The organism is Streptomyces sp. ML-6, from assembly GCF_030116705.1.
Classification (GTDB): domain Bacteria; phylum Actinomycetota; class Actinomycetes; order Streptomycetales; family Streptomycetaceae; genus Streptomyces.
In genome coordinates, this window is sequence record NZ_JAOTIK010000001.1 from 3,975,270 (window position 1) to 3,995,264 (window position 19,995).

General features: G+C 70.5%; 17 protein-coding genes, 1 tRNA gene and 1 pseudogene. 9 read left to right on the forward strand and 10 right to left on the reverse strand.

Going from position 1 to position 19,995, the window contains the following annotated elements:
- Positions 1-160: 160 nt before the first annotated feature.
- Positions 161-1,060: an LLM class flavin-dependent oxidoreductase gene (locus OCT49_RS17560; RefSeq protein WP_283852832.1), complete on the reverse strand. Its 900-nt coding sequence runs from the start codon at positions 1,058-1,060 to the stop codon at positions 161-163.
- Between the two features lie 101 nt (positions 1,061-1,161).
- Here OCT49_RS17560 and OCT49_RS17565 point away from each other — a divergent pair, with 101 nt between their 5' ends.
- From OCT49_RS17565 to OCT49_RS40110, 3 genes and pseudogenes are all read left to right on the forward strand, one after another.
- A complete protein-coding gene (locus OCT49_RS17565; protein WP_283852833.1) occupies positions 1,162-1,473 on the forward strand; it encodes a calcium-binding protein in 312 nt (103 codons plus the stop codon).
- 53 nt (positions 1,474-1,526) lie between these two features.
- Entirely contained in the window at positions 1,527-2,735 is a 1,209-nt protein-coding gene (locus tag OCT49_RS17570) for a hypothetical protein (RefSeq protein WP_283852834.1), read from the forward strand.
- Between the two features lie 55 nt (positions 2,736-2,790).
- A pseudogene (locus OCT49_RS40110) lies at positions 2,791-3,093 on the forward strand (hypothetical protein).
- Here the strand turns inward: OCT49_RS40110 and OCT49_RS17575 are convergent.
- From OCT49_RS17575 to OCT49_RS17590, 4 genes are all read right to left on the reverse strand, one after another.
- On the reverse strand, positions 3,050-3,592 hold the full coding sequence (locus OCT49_RS17575; protein ID WP_283852835.1) for an RNA 2'-phosphotransferase: 543 nt from the start codon (positions 3,590-3,592) through the stop codon (positions 3,050-3,052). The pseudogene OCT49_RS40110 and the gene OCT49_RS17575 overlap by 44 nt on opposite strands.
- A gap of 169 nt (positions 3,593-3,761) precedes the next feature.
- Positions 3,762-4,721: a MerR family transcriptional regulator gene (locus OCT49_RS17580; protein WP_283852836.1), complete on the reverse strand. Its 960-nt coding sequence runs from the start codon at positions 4,719-4,721 to the stop codon at positions 3,762-3,764.
- The gene (locus OCT49_RS17585) at positions 4,718-6,499 is read right to left on the reverse strand and encodes an SDR family oxidoreductase (protein ID WP_283852837.1); all 1,782 of its coding nucleotides are present in this window, start codon (positions 6,497-6,499) and stop codon (positions 4,718-4,720) included. Before OCT49_RS17585 ends, OCT49_RS17580 begins: the two co-directional genes overlap by 4 nt.
- Positions 6,496-7,347, reverse strand: coding sequence for a M24 family metallopeptidase (locus OCT49_RS17590; protein WP_283852838.1), 852 nt, complete (start codon positions 7,345-7,347; stop codon positions 6,496-6,498). Before OCT49_RS17590 ends, OCT49_RS17585 begins: the two co-directional genes overlap by 4 nt.
- Positions 7,348-7,556: 209 nt before the next feature.
- Between OCT49_RS17590 and OCT49_RS17595 the strand changes: the two genes are divergently transcribed.
- The 6 genes from OCT49_RS17595 (at position 7,557) to OCT49_RS17620 (ending at position 12,720) form a co-directional block, all read left to right on the forward strand.
- Positions 7,557-8,639, forward strand: a complete 1,083-nt coding sequence (locus OCT49_RS17595; protein ID WP_502963386.1) for an ABC transporter ATP-binding protein — start codon at positions 7,557-7,559, stop codon at positions 8,637-8,639.
- On the forward strand, positions 8,639-9,547 hold the full coding sequence (locus OCT49_RS17600) for an ABC transporter permease (protein WP_283852839.1): 909 nt from the start codon (positions 8,639-8,641) through the stop codon (positions 9,545-9,547). The genes OCT49_RS17595 and OCT49_RS17600 overlap by 1 nt, the downstream gene beginning before the upstream one ends.
- A complete protein-coding gene (locus OCT49_RS17605) occupies positions 9,544-10,455 on the forward strand; it encodes an ABC transporter ATP-binding protein (RefSeq protein ID WP_283852840.1) in 912 nt (303 codons plus the stop codon). The genes OCT49_RS17600 and OCT49_RS17605 overlap by 4 nt, the downstream gene beginning before the upstream one ends.
- A gap of 30 nt (positions 10,456-10,485) precedes the next feature.
- Positions 10,486-11,205, forward strand: coding sequence for an ABC transporter permease (locus tag OCT49_RS17610; RefSeq protein ID WP_283852841.1), 720 nt, complete (start codon positions 10,486-10,488; stop codon positions 11,203-11,205).
- Positions 11,206-11,628: 423 nt separating this feature from the next.
- A complete protein-coding gene (locus OCT49_RS17615) occupies positions 11,629-12,327 on the forward strand; it encodes a hypothetical protein (RefSeq protein ID WP_283855833.1) in 699 nt (232 codons plus the stop codon).
- A 306-nt stretch (positions 12,328-12,633) separates the two neighbouring features.
- A tRNA-Ser gene (locus tag OCT49_RS17620) sits at positions 12,634-12,720 on the forward strand.
- A gap of 88 nt (positions 12,721-12,808) precedes the next feature.
- Here OCT49_RS17620 and OCT49_RS17625 read toward each other — a convergent pair.
- From OCT49_RS17625 to OCT49_RS17645, 5 genes are all read right to left on the reverse strand, one after another.
- Positions 12,809-13,606 carry an HAD family hydrolase gene (locus OCT49_RS17625; RefSeq protein WP_283852842.1) on the reverse strand — a complete coding sequence of 266 codons (798 nt, stop codon included), beginning with the start codon at positions 13,604-13,606 and terminating at the stop codon, positions 12,809-12,811.
- On the reverse strand, positions 13,603-14,892 hold the full coding sequence (serS, locus tag OCT49_RS17630; protein WP_283852843.1) for a serine--tRNA ligase: 1,290 nt from the start codon (positions 14,890-14,892) through the stop codon (positions 13,603-13,605). Before serS ends, OCT49_RS17625 begins: the two co-directional genes overlap by 4 nt.
- A gap of 602 nt (positions 14,893-15,494) precedes the next feature.
- A complete protein-coding gene (gene pheA / locus OCT49_RS17635; RefSeq protein ID WP_283852844.1) occupies positions 15,495-16,430 on the reverse strand; it encodes a prephenate dehydratase in 936 nt (311 codons plus the stop codon).
- 26 nt (positions 16,431-16,456) lie between these two features.
- Entirely contained in the window at positions 16,457-17,683 is a 1,227-nt protein-coding gene (gene efeB / locus OCT49_RS17640; protein WP_502963475.1) for an iron uptake transporter deferrochelatase/peroxidase subunit, read from the reverse strand.
- A 225-nt stretch (positions 17,684-17,908) separates the two neighbouring features.
- A complete protein-coding gene (locus tag OCT49_RS17645) occupies positions 17,909-19,987 on the reverse strand; it encodes a copper resistance CopC/CopD family protein (protein WP_283852846.1) in 2,079 nt (692 codons plus the stop codon).
- Positions 19,988-19,995: the final 8 nt, after the last annotated feature.

The following is a 19,995-nucleotide window of genomic DNA, read 5'->3' on the forward strand; positions in this document are numbered from 1 at the left end:
CGCGACGGACGATGGACGATGGACGACGGGCTACGAGCGGCAGGTGACGAGTGAGACGGGTGACGACGGCCGCGAGGCGGGAACGACCGCGACAAGGTGCCGACCGCAGCGAAGTGCGGGCCGTGGCGAGGTGCCGGCCGCAGCGCGGGACCGACCGCGGTCAGTGGCCGAGCTGGGCCAGGCCCTCCGTGGCGATGCGCTCGAAGACCTTCTCGTCCGCCGCGAAGTCGGAGTCCTGGATCGGCCAGTGGAGGACGATCTCCGTGAAGCCCAGCGCGAAGTGGGTGCCCGCGAAGTCCACGAAGGCGTCGAAGGACTCCAGCGGACGGTCCGGGGTGAAACCGGTGAGCAGGATCTTGTCCAGCTCGTCGACGTCCCGGCCGACGGACTCGCAGGCCGCACCCAGCTTGGCGAGCTGCCCCCGGATGGCCTCCACCGACTGTTCGGGGGTGCCCGTCTCGTACAGCTTCGAGTCGCCCGTGGTGACCCAGGCCTGGCCGTGCCGGGCGGCGAGCCTCATCCCGCGCGGGCCGGTGGCCGCCACCGCGAACGGCAGCCGGGGCCGCTGCACGCAGCCGGGAATGTTGCGGGCCTCGTGCGCCGCGTAGAGGGGACCCTCGTACGTCACCGAGGGCTCGCGCAGCAGCCGGTCCAGCAGCGGGACGAAGTCGTCGAAGTGGTCGGCGCGCTCGCGCGGCGTCCACGGCTCCTCGCCGGCCCGCCGCAACGTCATGGCGTCGAAACCGTTGCCGCCGGCGCCGATGCCGAGAGTGACGCGCCCGTCGGAGATGTCGTCGAGGGTGATGAGCTCCTTGGCGAGCGTGACGGGGTGCCGGAAGTTGGGGGAGGTCACCAGGGTGCCCAGACGCATGCTCTGCGTTGCTGTCGCTGCCGCCGTCAGCGTGGGGATCGCCCCGAACCACGGCCCGTCCCGGAACGACCGCCACGACAGGTGGTCGTAGGTGTACGCGGCGTGGAACCCGAGGTCTTCGGCCCGCCACCAGATCTTCTGTCCTTCGGCCCATCGGTGGACGGGGAGGATCACCGTGCTCAGACGCATGACCCAGACGATACGCGGATCTCCTGCTTCCCCGGGCATGTCGACGGAGCAGATTCGGGAGGCCGCGTCGACGTGGCCGTGGGGGGCGCTACCGTGACGTCGTGGGCACGTGGGACAGGGCCGAGCTCGAGGCCATGATCGAAGAGGCGACGGTGGACGCCTACGACGAGGACGAGCAACGAACCGGTCTGTTCACGCTGCTCGAGGAGCACCTGGCCCTGCCCTTCACCACCGCGGTTCTCGGCGTCGAGGTGACCGTGCGCGGCATCGACCTCACGCCGGACGGCAGGATCGTTGCCCTGTGCGCGCGAGGCCGCGTTCGGCAGGCGATCGGGATCCTGGAGCTGCCGTTGCCCAGCCCGGCCCCCGAAGGAGCGGAGTGGATCGAGGCGTACCGCCACTGGGCCGGTTGACGCCGAGCGCCTCACACCCCCCGCAGAGCTGGCTCGTATGGAAGGGACTGAGCGTGGCTGACGTCGTACAGGACAGGCTTCAGGACGGCGGCGGACCGCCGCTGAGCGATCTGATCGAGCGCAGTGCCGAGTTGAAGGAACAGCTGGTCGCTTTCGGGCAGAGCGCACGCTTCGACCGGTGGCTGACGCCACTCCTTCTGGAAGCCGCGGGTCCTGAGCGGCAGTTGGACGAGGGTGAGGCGATCCGGATCACCGATCACTTCATCCTTCGGTACCGCCTGCCGGACGGTTCGACCGTGGTCGACCGGTTCGTCGCCGGCCGGAAGGACCTGACCGCGGCCGACCGGGAGATGCTGCTCGGCTGGCGTGACCCGGTCGAGGGCGTCTTCGAGATCCGGCGCAAGGACAGGGACGCCGTCGTCCTGCTGAACCTGGTCGACGACCTGGAGTACCGCACGTACTCGAACGTCGGGCGGGCGGCGTTCCGCGGCGTGTCCAAGGGGGGATTCCTCCACACCTGCCTGGTACCCGTCCACTCGGCCGACGGGGCGTGGCTGGTGTCCGGGGCGATGGCGAGCTACCCCAGGGCCAGCGCCGCCGAGATCGCCCGAGCAGCTCTTCAACTGGCCACGCACCACCCTGAACTGGTCTTCCGCAACCCGGAGAAGCTCGAGCAGGGCTGGCAACGGATGAGGGAGGACCGAGCCGCGTTCATCGAGTTCTGCGGCAGCGACGAACTGGTCCTTCCGCCTGCCGAAGCCGAGAACCTCGTCGACGCCTACTACCGCCACCGCCAGGAGGCAGCCCTCGCCGCACAGCCCGGCCGTGCCCGACGCGGGCGGCTCCCTGACCCGGACCTGCCCCTCTTCGAGCTGCCGTCGGAACTGGCGGACTCGGACACCGTCGGCGTCCTCTACGACCAGGTCGACGGGCTCAACTTCTACGCCGACTACGGGATGCTGCGGGACCTCTTCGCGGACCCCGACCTCGCAGGCCGCAGCCGGCACCAGGAGCTGCTGCGCACGTATCTGCGCGAGGAGTCGATCACACCACTGCCGATCCGTCGGCTGGTCGCCGCTCACCCGGAGACGGCGGACGCCGTGTTCCGGAAACTGCTGAGGAAGCCCGGATTCACCTGGAGCGAGCACGGCGACGCGCTGCTGCGCCGGCGCAAGCCCTGGTACTACGAGAGCGAGCCCCGTCCGGGCGTCTCGGTCATCGGCGACCGCCTGAGCGAGCTGCTCGGCGCGGGACGGCGCTGAGCTCCCGCCTGGAGAACCCTGACGGACAGGGCGTATGCCGCAGTGTGTTGCCTCCATGGCTGGTACGACCCGCATCACGGTCAATCTTGCCCACTGAGCAGGTGGCGGAGCTGAAGAGGCTCACGGACAACGTCTCGGGCTACGTCGCGGAGACAGTCGCCCCCGCCAGATCAGGCACCAGTTGCCCGGTGAGGAGCTGCGCCGCCACGAGGAGGAGTAAGGCGTGTTCGCCGACGGGGATCCGGTCGCGGCCCGGGCCAAAATCTTCGGCACGACCGTACGCACCGGAAACAGCCGGACGCGCCCCGTCCGGTTCAGTCCCGGAAGCGCAGGAACTCGGGCGGCACGGCGGCGGTGAGCCAGACGCCGTTGGCGCTGACGCAGAAGGTGTGACCCGCGCGGTGCATCGCGCCGGCGTCCACGGACAGGACGACGGGACGGCCGCGCCGGGCACCGACCCTGGTCGCGGTCTCGCGGTCGGGGGAGAGGTGGACGTGCATGCGGTTCATGGGCCGCAGGCCCTCGCTGCGGATCGAGTCCAGCACCCGGCCCACCGTGCCGTGGTAGAGGTACGCGGGTGGCTCGGCCGGCGGCAGATCGAGGTCGACGGGGACGGTGTGGCCCTGGCTCGCGCGGATGCGGCCGTTCTCGACGGCGAAGCGCTGCTTGTCGTTGCTGGCGACGACATGGTCGAGCTCGGCCCGGGTGAGGGGGAAGTTGTTGCGGGCCGTGGCCCGCAACAACTCGTCGATCGGCACCCACCCGTTGGCGTCGAGCGTGATGCCGATCCGCTGCGGTTGGTGCCGCAGGTGCTTCGAGAGGTACTTGGACACCTTGACGGTGCGTTTCTCGTCCATCCCGCCAGGGTGCCCGGCACCGTTTTCCGGACGCATCCGAATTTTGCCCACGGTTTGCGCAAGCGAGTCCCGTCCACAGGTTTGATCCACAGTCAACTTGAGTTATCCACAGAAGAATTGTCGATCCTGTGGACAAGTGAGCGCAAAATCAACCCATTTGGTCAATTTATTAAGTTCTGTTACTTGATGAGGTGAGTGCGTCCAATGTCCTTGATTGCACCTCGCGTTCCGCAGCGGCTGCGATGAAGGCGGAGACGTTCTGCGCCCCGACGAGCCGCTGCACGGCGCTGATGGTGCCGGGCGGCAGCTCCACCCGGTGCGCCGTCACCGGAGGCGCGTCGGGGGCCGACGGGGTGTCCGCGCTCAGGTGGTGGCGCAGATGACGGGTCGCGAACAGGCGCATCGCACGCGCCAGTTCGGCGTCCACGGTCTGCTGGGCGAGCGGGCGCAGCCTGCGCACCATGGCGGCCGCCTCCGCGGCGTCCGAGTCGGTCGGCGGACGGTGACCGAGATAGCGCGCGAAGACGTGCTCGGTGGTGAACTCCAGGAAGCGGGAGGCTATGTGCTCGACCTGGCCGCGGAGCTCCCGCAGATGGCCGGAGATCGCGCTCAGCGGCACCCCCGCCGCGTACAGCTCCACCGCAACGGCCAGCTCCTGGGGGCTCGGCACCAGGAACTCGTCGTCCTTGCCCGGGACCGGTTCGAGCACGCCGAGCTCCAGCGCCTCGACGATCGCCTCGTCGTCCGGGGCCCCGCCGAACCTCTCGTTCAGCTCGGCCCGGGTGATCCGGTCGGCCCGCTCGTCCGTCCACGGGCCGTGCACCTCGGCGACGAGCCCGAGCACCCCGCCCAGCCCCCGGCCCGTGTCCCAGGCGTCCAGGAGCTCCTTGATGCTGGCCAGCGTGTAGCCCCGGTCCAGGAGATCGGCGATCTGCCGGAGCCGGGCCAGGTGGGTGTCCCGGTACACATTGGCCCGGCCGCGCCGCTCCGGCGTCGGCAGCAGCCCGCGGTCCTGGTAGGCGCGGATCGTGCGGACGGTGGCCCCGCTCGCGTGCGCCAGGTCCTCGATCCGGTACTCGGCGGCGGCCGGCCGGTCCACCGCCGGCGCCGGCTGCCCGGGGCCGCTCACAGCGGCGGCTTCAGCCGGGCGATCCCGCGCAGCGCACCGGGGCTGAGCCGGGACAGGAGCCGGGCACCGCGGGCCTCCGGCGTCACCGGCACGACGGCCTGGTTGCGCACCACCGCCTTGAGGATCGCGTCGGCGACCCGCTCCGGGGGGTAGTTGCGGAGCCCGTACAGCCGACTGGTCCGTTTCCGCAGGCGCTGCTCCTCCGCGGCGTCGGCACCGGCGAAGCGCGCCGTCGCGGTGATGTTCGTGTTGACGATGCCGGGGCAGATGGCACTGACCCCGATCGACCGGTCGGCGAACTCGGCCCGCAGGCACTCGCTGAGCATCAGCACGGCCGCCTTGGACGTGCTGTACGCGGGCAGCGCCCGGGAGGGCTGGTAGGCGGCGGCGGAGGCCGTGTTGACGATGTGGCCGCCCTGGCCGCGCTCGGCCATCTGCCGGCCGAAGATCCGGCAGCCGTGGATGACCCCCCACAGATTGACGTCGAGGACGTTCCTCCAGTCCTCGCTCGTGGTGTCCAGGAAGGAGCCGGACAGGCCGATCCCGGCGTTGTTGACCAGGACGTCGACCACGCCGTACTCGGCGGCCACCTTCTCGGCGAGCTTCTCCATCGCCTGCTCGTCGCTGACGTCCACGGCTTCGCCCCAGGCGGCCGGGGCACCGATCAGCCGGGCCATCTCCGCGGTCCGGGCCGCCCCCTCCGCGTCCCGGTCCACGGCCACCACCCGGGCCCCCGCCTCGGCGAACGCGAAGGCGGTGGCGCGGCCGATGCCGCCGGCCGCCCCCGTCACCAGGACCAGCTGCCCCCCGAACCTCTCCGCGTACGCCCCGGACGGCACGGTGTCCTGCACCGGACGGCCGTCCTCCGCGGCGGCCTCGTTGGCGGCGACGAACTCATCGATCCAGGAGGCGAGCCGGTCGGGCCTGGTGCGCGGCACCCAGTGCTTGCCGTCGAGCGAACGGCGCACCAACTGCGGAGCCCACACCTCCAGTTGGTCGTACAGCTTCTCCGAGAGGAAGACGTCCCCGGTCGGCGTGATCAGCTGGACCGGCACGTGCGCGTAGGCGTCCGTGCGCGGCCGGCTCAGCCGGGCGCGCACGTTGTCCCGGTAGAGCCAGGCGCCGTGCGCCGCGTCATCGGGCAGCGAGGACGTCGGATAGTCGCCGGCGGGCACCTTCTCCAGCCGCTGGAGCATCCGCGGCCACTGCTTGCCGAGCGGGCCGCGCCAGGCCAGTTCGGGCAGCACCGGGGTGTGCAGCATGTAGACGTACCAGGACTTGGCGCCCTGGCCTAGCAGCTGGCCGACCCGGCGCGGGGTGGGCCGGGACATCCGCTGCTTGATCCAGTGCCCGAAGTGGTCCAGGGAAGGCCCGGACATCGAGGTGAACGAGGCGATCCGGCCCTCGGTGCGCTTGACCGTGACGAACTCCCACGACTGGACCGACCCCCAGTCGTGCCCCACCAGGTGCACCGGACGGTCCGGACTCACCGCGTCGGCGACGGCCAGGAAGTCGTCGGTGAGCTTCTCCAGGGTGAAGCCTCCGCGCAGCGGCTTCGGGGCGGTGGACCGGCCGTGCCCGCGCACGTCGTACAGCACGACGTGCCACTGGCCGGCCAGCTGCTTCGCCACCTCCGTCCAGACCTCCTTGCTGTCCGGATAGCCGTGCACGAGCACGACCGTCGGCCGCGCCGCGTCCCCCAGCTCGACCACGCACAGCTCGATGCCGCCCGTGCGCACCCGGCGCTCGCGCGCCCCCGGCAGATCCAGCAGGCTCATGCCGCCACCCTTTCCTCGGCCCAGCGCCGCACGTGCGGCAGATCGTCGTCCAGCCAGAAGGCGCTCTGCTCGGGGTCCTTGGAGTCGGTGACCACCAGGATCTCCTCGAACTTGGCCCCCGTACCGCGGAATCCGAGATGGGGCTCGACGGCCCACAACCCCGGCTGCGGCGGATGGTCGGAGAAGCGGTACGGGCTCCACAGCGGCGACCAGCCTTCCCGGTGCCCGTGCAGCGCGTCGCTCAGCAGCCCCTTCAGGGACCGGGTGCCGAAGCCGAACACCTGCGGGGCCCAGCGCCGCTCGACCACCCGGTCGACCTTGTGGGCGATGACGCCGAACGGATACGCGCGATGCCTGTTGGCGTACCCCTGCCGGATCATCAGGCGTTCGACGTCCTCGTAGATCTCGCGCAGCGGACGCCGCTCGCGCACCTCGCGCAGGATCAGCTCGCGATGGTCCTCCAGGTCGGCCAGGAGCCGGTCGTGCAGGGGGTTCAGGCCGAGGCAGCCGGAGTAGCCGATGTCCGCCGTGAAGCCCTTGTACACCGGCGCCATGTCGAGGATGAACGGCATCCCCGGCTCCAGCCTCCGGTCGGTCGGGAAGAACTGCAGCGGCACCTTGAACCCGGCGAACGCCGTGCGGTCCCCGAACCAGGCGAAGGGGAGGTGGAACCAGTCCCGCACCCCGCGCTCGCGCAGCCAGTCGCGCTGCATGCGGGCCGCCTCGCGCTCGGTCACCCCCGGCCGCAGCCGGCCGGCGACCGCTTCCGCACAGGCGTACGCGAGCCGCTGGACTTCTCTGAACCCCTCCAGCTCCGGGGCTCGTTGGTCCTTCACTGCCGAGGTCATGCCACCGTCCGTTCCCTGCCGTGTGCGGTACGTGTTCGTAACGTGACACTGATGAATGTGACAATGCCCGGCGGCTGCGTCAAGGGGTGGACGGAGACCTGTGGACAACTTCGGGGGAACGACCGGACGCGACTGGCCCGACCACCGGCCCCGACCACTGGCCTCCTACCTCCTGGTGGCCCCCTACGGGTCCGTACATCTGGAGTCGGATGCCGATCCAGCCGCCAGGGCTGACGAAAGATGTGGCCCGCGCCACTACCTTCGAACACGTGACTGTGATCGCGACCGAAAGCCTGAGCAAGCGGTTCCCCCGGGTGACCGCGCTTGACCGGCTCTCCTTGGACATCGGACCGGGTGTGACCGGCCTGGTGGGTTCCAACGGGGCCGGCAAGTCCACACTGATCAAGATCCTGCTGGGTCTGTCCCCCGCCACCGAAGGCCGGGCCGCGGTGCTCGGACTCGACGTCGCCACCAGTGGTGCCGCCATCCGGGAGCGGGTCGGCTACATGCCCGAGCACGACTGCCTGCCGCCGGACGTCTCGGCCACCGAGTTCGTCGTCCACATGGCGCGGATGTCCGGCCTGCCGCCCACGGCGGCACGCGAGCGCACCGCCGACACGCTGCGCCACGTCGGCCTGTACGAAGAGCGCTACCGCCCCATCGGCGGCTACTCGACCGGCATGAAGCAGCGCGTCAAGCTGGCCCAGGCACTGGTCCACGACCCGCAGCTGGTCCTGCTGGACGAACCGACCAACGGCCTGGACCCGGTCGGCCGGGACGAGATGCTCGGGCTGATCCGCCGCGTCCACAGCGACTTCGGCATCTCGGTCCTGGTCACCTCGCACCTCCTGGGCGAACTGGAACGCACCTGCGACCACGTCGTCGTCATCGACGGCGGAACCCTGCTGCGCTCCAGCTCCACCAGCGACTTCACCCAGACCACCACGACCCTCGCGGTCGAGGTCACCGACAGCGACACCCACCCGGACGGCACCGACGCGCTGCGCCGGGCCCTCACCGGTGCAGGCGTGAAGCTGATCGGCCACGACGGCCTCGACGACCGGGGACTGCCCGGCGCGGGCCACATCCTGCTGGTCGAGGCGACCGGCGAGGAGACGTACGACATCGTGCGCGACAGCGTCGCCGGGCTCGGCCTCGGGCTCGTGAGGATGGAGCAGCGGCGCCACCACATCGCCGAGGTCTTCCGTTCCGACGAGACACCGCGGACCGCGCCCGCGGCCGCCGCCACCCCGCAGAAGGACGCAACCCGGCAGAAGGGGGAGCGGTCGTGATGAGCACCGAGAACGGCACCACGGCCGGGAGCGAGACCTCCCGCATCCACAACATCGGCTACCGCTCCTACGACGGCCCCCGCCTGGGCCGCGGCTACGCGCGGCGCTCCCTCTACTCGCAGTCCCTGCGGGGCTCCTTCGGACTGGGCCGTTCCGCCAAGTCCAAGGTGCTGCCGATGCTGCTGCTCGGCGTGATGTGCATGGTCGCGGCGATCATCGTCGCCGTCGCCATCGCCGCCCCGGGGACGACGGCACTGCCGATCAAGTACACGGCGTTCGCGATCTACCTCCAGGCCGTCATCGGCCTCTTCCTCGCCGCGCAGGCGCCGCAGTCGGTCTCCAGGGACCTGCGGTTCAGAAGCATTCCGCTGTACTTCTCGCGGCCGATCGAACGCGTCGACTACGTCGTCGCCAAGATGGCGGCCATGGCGTCCGCGCTGCTCATCATCACCGGGGCGCCGCTCGTCATCCTCTACGTGGGCGCTCTGCTCGGGAAGTTCGACTTCGTCGACCAGACCAAGGGGTTCGGGCAGGGGATGGTCTCGGTGGCGCTGCTCTCCGTGCTCTTCGCCGCCCTGGGGCTGGTGGTGGCGGCGCTGACGCCGCGCCGCGGCTTCGGCGTCGCGGCGGTGATCGCCGTGCTGACCATCTCCTACGGTGCGGTCTCCACGGTCCAGGCCATCGCCTGGGAGACGGGCTCCGAGGGGGCCGTCGAATGGCTGGGGCTCTTCTCCCCCATCACGCTGATCAGCGGCCTGCAGACCGCCTTCCTCGGCGCGGACTCCGCCTTCCCCGGAGGGGAAGGCCCGGGAGCCGGGGTCGGCGTGGTCTATCTGATCGTTGTTCTCGCGCTCGTCGCCGGCTCGTACGCCGTACTGATGCGCCGCTACCGGAAGGTCGGGCTGTGACCACCATCGAGATCGACCACACCTCGCGCTGGTTCGGCAACGTGGTCGCCGTCAACGACGTGAGCATGACGGTGGGGCCGGGCGTCACCGGGCTGCTCGGGCCCAACGGCGCGGGAAAGTCCACGCTGATCAACATGATGGGCGGATTCCTCGCCCCGTCGACCGGCACGGTCACGCTCGACGGCAAACCGATCTGGCGCAACGAGGCGGTCTACACCGAGATCGGGATCGTGCCGGAGCGGGAGGCGATGTACGACTTCCTGACCGGCCGCGAGTTCGTCGTCGCCAACGCGGAACTGCACGGGCTCGGTGACGCGGAGGCGCAGAAGGCGCTGGCCACGGTCGAGATGGAGTACGCGCAGGACCGCAAGATCTCGACGTACAGCAAGGGCATGCGCCAGCGCGTGAAGATGGCGTCCGCCCTGGTCCACGAACCGTCGGTGCTGCTGCTCGACGAGCCGTTCAACGGCATGGACCCGCGCCAGCGGATGCAGCTGATGGAACTGCTGCGACGCATGGGGGCCGAGGGCCGTACGGTGCTCTTCTCCTCGCACATCCTCGAAGAGGTCGAACAGCTCGCCTCGCACATCGAGGTGATCGTGGCGGGACGGCACGCGGCGTCCGGCGACTTCCGGAAGATCCGCCGTCTGATGACGGACCGCCCGCACCGCTACCTCGTGCGGTCCAGCGACGACCGCGCCCTGGCCGCCGCGCTGATCGCCGACCCGTCGACGGCCGGCATCGAGGTGGACCAGGGCGAAGGGGCCCTGCGCGTCCAGGCGGTCGACTTCGGACGCTTCACCGAGCTGCTGCCGAAGGTCGCACGGGAGCACGGGATCCGCCTGCTGACCGTCTCGCCGTCCGACGAGTCCCTCGAATCGGTCTTTTCCTATCTCGTAGCGGCCTGAGTAGTGGCCTGAAAGGAGCTGTGAAGCGTCATGTACGACCCCACAGTCGCCCGGCTCACCTACCGGGCCCTGCTCGGCCGGCGCCGGGCCGCCATCCTGTTCGTCCTGCCGGCCCTGTTGCTGGTCATCGCCGGTGCGGTGCGGATGTTCGCCGGGGCCGACGACCAGATCGCCTCGGACGTGCTGGGCGGCTTCGCCATCGCCACGATGGTGCCGCTGATCGGGGTGATCGCCGGGACCGGGGCGATCGGCCCCGAGATCGATGACGGATCGATCGTCTACCTGCTGGCCAAGCCGGTGAAGCGGCCGACGATCATCTGCACCAAGCTGATCGTGTCCATCGCCGTGACCATGGTCTTCTCCGCGGTGCCCACCCTGATCGCCGGAGTGATCCTCAACGGCAACGGCCAGCAGATCGCGGTGGCCTACACCATCGCGGCACTGGTCGCCTCGATCGCGTACAGCGCGCTGTTCCTGCTGCTGGGCACCGTCAGTCGGCACGCGGTCGTCTTCGGCCTCGTCTACGCGCTGGTGTGGGAGACGCTGTTCGGCTCCCTGGTGCCCGGCGCGCGCACGCTCAGCGTCCAGCAGTGGTCCCTCGCGGTCGCCGAGAAGGCCGGCGGCTCGGACGTGATCACCTCGGACGTCGGGCTGGTGACCGGGACGGTCCTGCTGGTGGCGGTCACGGCGGTGGCCACCTGGTACGCGGGCCAGAAGCTGCGCACGCTGAAGCTGGCCGGGGAGGAGTGACGGGGGAGGAGCGGCCGGGGACCGACGGAGCACGGCACGGCGGTCTCCCTCCGATACGGCTGCTGTGACCACCGCGCTCTTTCGGCGACTCCCTTCCCGTCCGTCGTCCCACCCACCGACCCCCGTCCTCCGGACGGGGGTCGGTCCGTTTCGGGGCCGCCGGTCCGACCCGTTTCGGGACCGGAGCGTTTCGGACAGCCGTCGGGCGTACGCGTGACTGTGCGGTCGCCGGTTCGTTGGGCGGGGTGCGTGGAGGCAACTGGAATCCGTGGCGACCTGGCTTTCGTGAAACAAGGGATTGCCGATGCCGGTGCGGGAGAACCCCGCCGGGTCGGTCATTGAGTAGTGGCAACCGTGAGCGTCCTCCACCCTCGGGCCCGGGGCAGGGCCGTCCACCGACGTTCACGATTGAAAGGCATGGTCATGCCAACAGAAGTCGCCCTGCTCGAATCGCGTGCGCTGCGCGTCGAACAGATGGGGCGTGTCGACGTCCTCGACAAGGTGAAGAGTCTTGTCATGCTCCCGGATGGAATTCACGTTCGCACAGAGGATGTGGCGCGGTACTTCGAAGTATCCACAGAGGTCGTCAAGAAGGTCACCCAGCGGCACCGGGGCGAGGTGTCGGAGAATGGACTCAAACTTCTGCGCGGCGATGAGCTGCAGAAATTCCATAGGGACATGTTGTCCCTATGGAACGGTGAAGGGGCTGAAAGTTATCCACAGGCGGCCACTCAGCTCACCCTCTACACCCGCCGCACCGTCCTCAACGTGGCGATGCTTCTTCGCGACAGCGACATCGCCCGCTGCGTGCGTACCTACCTGCTGGACGCCGAGCAGGATCTGCGCGCGGGCTATGCCTCGCTCGAACACCGCGTCACCCGGGTCGAGAGCTGCCTCGCCGGAGTGGGCAGCGCGCTGCAGGAGCTCGGGCCGGTGCTCGACCGGATGTCGCACCGCCTCGACAGCCTCGACCGGAGGCTGGACGCCACGCACCAGGTCGTCGGGGCCATGAGCGTACGGCTGGGGCACGTCGCGGAGGACATCGTCGGCATCGACGGCAGGATGGATGAACTCGCCCGCAACCCGAAGGACTTGAACCGCAGGCGCGACAAGCGGAGCTGACCGGAAGGGGGTTCGTGGTCCTTCGGCGCCGCACGGAAAACGGATGGCGCCGAAGGACCGCGCGGGGCACAGTGGTGGGCATGACGCGCGCCGATACGCATGTACACGTACATGCACATGCGCGCACGCCACGGACCGGGAGAGGAGCGCGACGATGACCAGGAGTACGAGTCCGTCGAGTTCCCGGCAGGGCGGATCCCCACCGGCACCGAAGTAGCGGAGCGGTCACCGACGGCTCCCCGCGGTGCGGTTCGGGGCGGAACGCCCGGGGCGGCACCGTTCGCGCATCGCGTCGGCCGCCCTCCCGGAGGATTGGCCGAGTGGTAAGGCAGCGGCTTGCTAAGCCGTCGTCGGGGTCTTCGCCCCGCGCGCGTTCGATCCGCGCATCCTCCGCAACAGCAAGGGCCGTCGGCCGGGGGCCGACGGGTGGGAGCGGTCGCACCCACCCGCACGGCGTTCCCCGTCCGGACGGCGTCGGCGGCTAGAGCAGCCGCTCCAGGACCACGGCGATGCCGTCGTCCTCGTTGGACGCGGTGACCTCCTGGGCCACGGCCTTCAGTTCCTCGTGCGCGTTGGCCATCGCCACGCCCCGCCGCGCCCAGGCGAACATCGGGATGTCGTTCGGCATGTCGCCGAAAGCCAGGGTGTCCACGGCCTTCACGCCCAGCCGGCGCGCGGCCAGCGAGAGGCCGGTCGCCTTGCTCAGCCCCAGCGGGAGGATCTCCACCACGCCGGGACCGGCCATGACCACGTCCACCAGGTTGCCGACGGCCGCGCGAGCGGCCTTCGCCAGTGCGTCGTCGTCGAGGTCGGGATGCTGTATGTAGACCTTGTTCAGGGGCGCGGACCACATCTCGGCGGGGTCGTCCACGAAGACGGCCGGAAGCGGCCCGTCCTGCACGCGGTAGCCGGGGCCGACCAGCACCTCGCCGTCGAGCCCGTCCCGGCTCGCCGCCAGGGCCAGCGGCCCGATCTCGGCCTCGACCTTGGACAGCGCGAGACCGGCGAGCTGCCGGTCCAGCGTCAGCGAGGTCAGCAGCCTGCGCTCACCCGCGTGGTAGACCTGGGCGCCCTGGCCGCAGACCGCGAGCCCCTCGTATCCCAGGTCCTCCAGGATGTGCCGGGTCCAGGGGACCGCGCGGCCGGTGACGATGATGTGTGCGGCACCGGCCGCGGTGACCGCGGCCAGCGCCGCGCGGGTGCGCTCGGAGACCGTGTCGTCGCCGCGCAGCAGCGTGCCGTCGAGATCGGTCGCGACGAGCTTGTACGGGAAGGTCACCGGTCGACCGGCTCCAGGACCTCGCGCCCGCCCAGGTAGGGCCGGAGCACCTCGGGCACCCGTACCGAACCGTCGGCCAGCTGGTGGTTCTCCAGGATCGCCACGATCGTGCGCGGGACGGCGCAGAGCGTGCCGTTCAGCGTGGACAGCGGCTGGAGCACCTTCTTGCCGTCCTGGGTGCTGCGCATCCGGACGGACAGGCGACGGGCCTGGAAACTGTTGCAGTTCGACGCGGACGTCAGCTCGCGGTACTTGCCCTGCGTCGGGATCCACGCCTCGCAGTCGAACTTCCGGGCGGCCGAGGCCCCCAGGTCGCCGGTGGCGACGTCGATCACCTGGAAGGGCAGCTCAAGAGCGGTGAGCCACTGCTTCTCCCACTCCAGGAGCCTGCGGTGCTCCGCCTCGGCGTCCGCCGGGTCGACGTACGAGAACATCTCGACCTTGTCGAACTGGTGGACGCGGAAGATGCCCCGGGTGTCCTTGCCGTACGTGCCGGCCTCGCGCCGGTAGCAGGGCGAGAAGCCCGCGTAGCGCAGCGGCAGCTTCTCGGCGTCGATGATCTCGTCCATGTGGTACGCGGCGAGCGGGACCTCGGAGGTGCCGACCAGGTAGAAGTCGTCCTTCTCCAGGTGGTACACGTTCTCCGCGGCCTGGCCGAGGAAGCCGGTGCCCTCCATGGCGCGCGGACGGACCAGCGCCGGGGTCAGCATCGGGACGAAGCCGGCCTCGGTGGCCTGCGCGATCGCCGCGTTGACGAGGGCGAGCTCCAGCAGCGCGCCGACGCCCGTCAGGTAGTAGAAGCGCGAACCGGAGACCTTGGCGCCCCGCTCCATGTCGATGGCACCGAGCTTCTCGCCGAGCTCCAGGTGGTCCTTGGGCTCGAAGCCCTCGGCCCCGAAGTCACGGATCGTGCCGTGCGTCTCCAGGACGACGAAGTCCTCCTCGCCACCCACCGGCACGTCCTCGTGGACGATGTTGCCGATCTGCAGCATCAGGCTCCTGGCCTCGGCGTCGGCCTCGGTCTGGGCCGCGTCGGCGGCCTTGACCTCGGTCTTCAGCTGTTCGGCCCGCTTGAGCAGCTCGGTGCGCTCCTCGGGCGACGCCTTGGGGATGAGTTTGCCGAGCGACTTCTGCTCGGAGCGGAGTTCGTCGAAGCGGACACCGGACGACCTGCGCCGTTCGTCGGCGGAGAGAAGGGCGTCGACGAGGCCGACGTCCTCTCCACGGGCGCGCTGGGAGGCGCGAACACGGTCGGGGTCCTCACGGAGCAGGCGAAGGTCAATCACCCCTCCAGGCTACCGGTGCGCACTTCCCCGGCTCGAACCGATATTGCCAGGCGTGTCACTTTGCCCTAATTGACCGAATTGGCAATTCTGGAGGGGATTGCGCGACTGGCGTCGGTCTTGGCCGTCAATGGAAAGAGCACATTCATCTGAATGGGGCAGAATCCGTGCCCGCCTTGACGTATCGAGCTTGCGGGGAGGGGGAGTTGGCTGCCGGTTGTCCACAGGCGCCGAGGCTTCCGAAAGTTATCCACAGCCTGTGTGGATAATCTGTGGAAGTCGGAATGATTCATTCCGGAAAGGCTGCGGGGCTAGCGGATTTTCCATTCAAACCCGCCTCATACGCTCGTTCGGGTGGGAATTCTCCGCATTGGAGGGTTGATCGGCGGGGTGAGGTGGTGACGGGAAGTCGGGACGGTGTGTCGGCCTGTGGATGGACCTGGGGTGAGTGGGGCGATATGTCGATCATGTCGCGTTGAGGTGTCGACTTGTCCCCAGGTCGAGAACCGTCTCTGTGGATAACTCTGTGGATTATGAAAAGCGGTTCATAGTATCGACGTCGGGGTGTGAGAAGCGGCGATGCGAGGATCGCCGGTCCCGTCCCGTCAGCCCCGGCCGTCCATGTTCCTGGCCAGCCAGTCGGAGGCGTCCGTGAACTCCGCGTCCGACGTACCGGACCGCAGCGGCCGTACGTCCTCCGGGGCCACCCCCGCCCGCGGGTACGACCCCAGGAACCGCACCTTCGGGCAGATCCGCTTCAGCCCCATCAGCGCCTCGCCGACCCGGCGGTCCGCGATGTGTCCCTCCGCGTCCACCGCGAAGCAGTAGTTCCCGATGCCGGCCCCCGTCGGCCGCGACTGGATCAGCATCAGGTTCACCCCGCGCACGGTGAACTCCTGGAGCAGTTCGAGCAGTGCACCGGGGTGGTCCTCGCCCAGCCAGATGACCACCGACGTCTTGTCCGCGCCCGTCGGCGCCGCCGGCCGGGCCGGCCGGCCGACCAGGACGAAGCGCGTCTGCGCGTTCGCCGCGTCGTGGATCTCCGTCACCAGCGGTTCGAGCCCGTAGGTCGCCGCCGCGAACTCACCGGCGAAGGCGGCGTCGTACCGGCCCTCCTGCACCAGCCGGGCGCCGTCCGCGTTGGAGGCCGCCGACTCCCACACGGCCTCCGGGAGGTGGGCGGCCATCCAGTTGCGCACCTGCGGCTGTGCGGCCGGGTGCGCGGTGACCGTCTTGATGTCGGACAGCTGGGTGCCGGGCCGTACCAGCAGCGCGAAGGTGATGGAGAGCAGCACCTCGCGGTAGATCATCAGCGGTTCGCCGGTGGTCAGCTCGTCGAGCGTCGCGGTGATGCCGCCCTCGACGGAGTTCTCGATCGGTACGAGTGCCGCCGCGGCGGCACCGCTGCGCACCGCGTCCAGGGCCGCCGGAACCGAGACCATCGGAACGAGTTCGCGGGTGGCGGCTTCCGGGAGCGTACGGAGGGCGACCTCGGTGAAGGTGCCCTCGGGGCCGAGATAGGCGTAGCGCGTGGCGGACATACGGTCACCCTAATGCGCCCGCCGGCTCAGGACTCCAGGAGCCGTTGCCCCACGTACTCGCCGTCCGCCGCACCTCCCGGCACCGCGAACAGGCCGCTGGCCTCGTGCCGGATGAACGGCGAGAGGGCATCGCCCCGGTCCAGTTTCCGCTGCACCGGGACGAACCCGCGCAGCGGATCCGCCTGCCAGCAGATGAACAGCAGCCCGGCGTCCGGAACACCGTCGGACGAGATGCCGTCGTGGTACGAGAAGGGGCGCCGCAGCATGGCCGCGCCGCTGTTCTTCTCGGGGGAGGAGATCCGGGCGTGGGCGTTGTCCGGGATCAGGAGCCTGCCGTCGGGGCCTGCCTTCTCGAGGTCCATCGGGGTGGTCTCGGTGCCGCCGCTCAGCGGGGCGCCGTCCTTCTTCCGGCGCCCTATGACCTGCTCCTGGCGCTGCACCGGGAGCTTCTCCCAGTCGTCGAGCAGCATCCTGATCCGGCGCACGACCGCGTACGAGCCGCCCGCGAGCCAGTCGTACTTCGCCTCGGTCCCGCCGGGGACGAAGACGCGCCGGTCGAAGTCGCTCTCGGTCGGCTTCGGGTTGCCGGTGCCGTCGATCTGGCCCATCAGGTTGCGGGCGGTCATCGGCCGTGCGGTGGCGCCGGGTGCCCGGTTGAAGCCGTTCATCTGCCAGCGGACCCGGGCGGCGGGGGTGGCGTCCTTCTGCACGGCGCGCAGCGCGTGGAAGGCGACGAGCGCGTCGTCGGCGCCGATCTGGACCCAGAGGTCGCCCTCGGAGCGCTTGGCGTCGATGTGGTCGGAGGAGAAGGGCGGCAGCGGGTCGAGCCCCGGTGGCCGACGGTCGGTCAGGCCCGTGCGTTCGAAGAAGGTCCGGCCGAAGCCGAAGGTGACGGTCAGCGAGGACGGCCCGGCGTCCAGCGCGATCCCGGTGTCATGGGTGGCGCCCTCCGCCGCGCCGCCGACGGGCTCGCCCGCCATCAGCCGCCGGGCCGTGTCCGACCAGCGGCGCATCAGGGCGATCGCTTCCTTCCGCCCGGCCCCCGGAACCAGGTCGAAGGCGACGAGATGGCCGCGCGCCTGAAGCGGAGTGGTGATTCCCGGTTGATGTTTCCCGTGAAACATCACCTTGGTGGAACCGACCGCGGTCAGCGCGGTCGGCTCCTCGGGCCTGGTCGCGGCATAGCCCGTCGCACCGCCCGCCGCGCCCAGCACGAGCCCGGCCGCCCCGGCCGCGCCCGCGCTGCCGAGCAGCCGCCGCCGGGAGACGGCACCGCCGCCGCGCCCTCCGGCCTCCGCTTTCCCGCCCGAGACCCTGCCCGGGCCTCCGCCCCCGTCCGGGCGCTCGCTCCCGCGTGCATGGTTGCTTTCGCTGCCCGGGACGGCGGCGTTCCCGGCCGCGCTTCCGCCATCCGCGCGACCGGCGGGGCTCTTTCTGCTGCTTCCGCTGTTCCTGCTGTTTCCGCTCACGATCCCTGCTCAGCCGATCTTCACGTTCTTGTCGACGGTCGTCTGATCGATGTCCGACGTGCGGACGGTCACCGAGACCTTCCAGTCGCCCGCCATCGGGATCTGGACGCCGCTCGCGGTCCAGTGCCCCTCGGCGAGCCGATTGGGCAGGACGGGGAGCGGGCCGATGTCCTTGGACTTCAGGGTGAAGGCGATCTTCAGTTCGGGGACGTCCATGGGCTTCTTGTCGGTGCCGTCGATCCAGATGTGGAGTTCGTTGGCGCCGGTGCGGCCGGGGTCGATGTCCATCCGCACCGTCCCCTTGCCCTTCTCGCCGCCGGTGTCGAAGGGCAGCGTCAGGTTGACCGGGCCCGCGGATGCGGGGGCCTCCGCCCTCGTGGCCGCCCGGGCCTCCTCCTCCGTGCGGGCGGGCTCGGTCGAGGTCAGCACGGTCGTCACCGCCAGCAGCGCCACCGCGACCCCGACTTCCGCCAGCACCGAACGCCGCAGCCCGGACCGCTCCGGGGCGGCGTCGCGGATCCGCTTCTTCCGGGCAGTGGTCACCGCGGCCCGCTGCCGGGCGAGTTGAGCAGCCCGTACGGGGTCCTCCGCACCGTCCGTCGCCGGGCCCGAGCCCTCGGTCGCCGCCATCGGCCCCGAGTCCTCGACCGCCGTGACGGTCCCAGCCTTGTCCGCCTCGGCTCCGTCCGCCCCCGCCTCATCGGCTCCGGACTCATCGGCTGCGGACTCATCGGACCTGGCTCCGGCTCCGCCCGCCTCGGTCTCCTCCGCCCCGGCCCCGGCCCCGGTCCCGTCCGCCTTCGTCCCGCTCGTGATCAGCCGCGCCGTCCAGCGGCGTGAGAAGAAGGCGATCGCGACGAGGGCACCGACCAGCCCCACCTTCACGAGCAGCAGCTGCCCGTACGCGGTGCCGGTGAGGGCGGACCAGGTGCCGACCTGGCGCCAGGACTGGTAGATCCCGGTCGCGGTGAGCACGAGCACGCTGCCGAACGCGACGCGGGAGAAGCGCCGTACGGCCGTCGCGTCGAGGTCGGGGGTCCGGTGGAGCGCCACCAGCAGGGCGACGAGACCACCCAGCCAGGCGGCGACGGCCAGCAGGTGGAGCACGTCGACCGGCATGGCGATGCCGGGCTGGAGGCCGGCCGAGGCGTGCTCGGCGAGCGCCCAGGTCCCGGCGATGCCCGCCGCGATCACCGTGCCGCCGATGGCCAGCCCGAAGGTGAGGTCCTTCTTCTCGCGTTCGTCCTCGCGCTTCGCGTACGCGCCGAACAGCACGGCGACGAAGAGCGCGGAGGCGCCGAGCAGCAGCAGCCGGGAGACGAGCGCCGCGCCGGGCTTGGTGTCGAGCACGGCCTTCAGACCGTCGAGGTCGAAGGCGTCCGCGAGCTTCCCGGAACCGGTGTACGGGCTGCGCAGGAGCAGCATGACCAGGGTGGAGACAGTGAGGGTCAGCCAGCCGTGCGCGACCAGACGCTGGAGCGGACGCGCCCCCGCCCCGCGCCGCCAGCAGGCGAGCACGAAGGCGGAGCCGCCGGCCAGCAGGACGAAACCGGCGTACGCGGCGTAGCGCGCGATGCCGTAGAGGACGCCGACGACCCCGCCCCCGGCCTGGTCCGCCGGGAGCACGACGGTGGTTTCCGAGGGCGCGCCCACGGAGAAGGTGAAGGCGCCGGACACGGGGTGGCTGTCCGCGGACACGGCCTGCCAGGCGACGGTGTACGTGCCGTCGGGCAGTCCGGCGTGCAGCCGGACGCCGTACTTCACGAGAGAGCCGCTCCCCAGGTCACGCGGTGCGGTGCCGGTGTCGGCGCGCTTGCCGTCGGGGTCCAGGATCCGGATGGAGTCGCTGCCGAGGGCGATCTGTTCGGAGAAGGTGAGCGTGACCTCCTTGGGAGCGGTGGCGACCACCGCCCCGTCCTGCGGGTCGCTCCCGGTGAGCGCGGCATGCGCGGACACCGGGCCGGCGCCGCCCAGCAGCAGGGCGAGCACCGTGCCGACGAGGGCGACGAGGAGCGCGGCCGCGGCGAGGGGGCGGCGTACGGCGGAAGCGGACGGGGAAGGCCCGAAGTGCGGGGCGGTGGCTGTCATGACGAGTC